The organism is Aminobacter sp. P4_D5 (assembly GCF_056401815.1).
The window spans coordinates 1-1,039 of sequence record NZ_JBFUIP010000428.1; the positions used below are offsets into that span (position 1 = coordinate 1).

General features: G+C 68.5%; 1 protein-coding gene. It reads left to right on the forward strand.

All coding sequences use genetic code 11. The features are described 5' to 3' along the window. On the forward strand, positions 1–1,039 hold a 1,039-nt coding region (locus AC1DWF_RS32490), incomplete at both ends, for a CheR family methyltransferase (protein WP_476842636.1).

Below are 1,039 nucleotides of genomic sequence, written 5' to 3' on the forward strand. Positions count from 1 at the left end.
CGCCCAGACCGCCGACGGCTTCGGCCCCCAGCATGTCGGCATGCCCGAGAGCGCCATCTCCACCGGCCTCGTCGACTTCGCCATCCCCGCCGACCGAATGGGCGGCAAACTCGTGGATTTCGTGCGCGGCGGCGAAGAGCTGGAGAACCTCCTGTCCAGCTCCGCCGAGACCGCCGGCGATTCGGCGCCGGACGCGGCGATGCCGGAGATCTGCGACATCCTGCGCAGCCAGATCGGCCACGACTTCAGCGGCTACAAGACCAAGACCTTCCTGCGCCGCGTGCAGCGGCGCATGCAGGTGATCCAGCTGGTGAGCCTGCCCGCCTATATCGAGTGGCTGCGGCAGGATCCGCGCGAGGTCGCCGCCCTGTTCCGCGACCTGCTGATCAACGTCACCAACTTCTTCCGCGACGCCGAGGCCTTCGGGAGCCTGGAACGACTCGTCGTGCCGAAGCTCTTCGAGGGGCGCGGCGCCGACGAGGTGGTGCGCGTCTGGGTTCCCGGCTGCTCGACGGGCGAGGAGGTCTTCTCGATCGCCATCCTGCTGCGCGAGCACATGGACAGGCTCACCGCCGTGCCGCGCGTGCAGATCTTCGCGACCGACATCGACGAGCCGTCGCTGGCCATCGCCCGCACCGCGCGCTACCCGGCCGCGCTGCTCGACAGCGTGACGCCGGAACGGCGCGAGCGCTTCTTCGTCGCCGACGGCGGCAGCTACATCGTCTCGAAGGAGGTCCGCGAGCTCTGCATCTTCTCGCCGCACAGCGTCATCCGCGACCCGCCCTTCTCGCGCATCGACCTCGTCTCCTGCCGCAACCTGCTGATCTATTTCGGCGTCGACGTGCAGAACCAGGTCATCCCGACCTTCCACTATGCGCTGCGGCCCGACGGGCACCTCTTCCTCGGCTCGGCGGAGAATGTCAGCCAGTTCGAGGAGCTCTTCGCGCCGGTCGACAAGAAGCATCGCATTTTCCGCCGCCGTGCGGATGGGCCTTCGGCGCTCCGGCTTCCGCTCGTGCTGAGCACCCTCCGCCCGGGA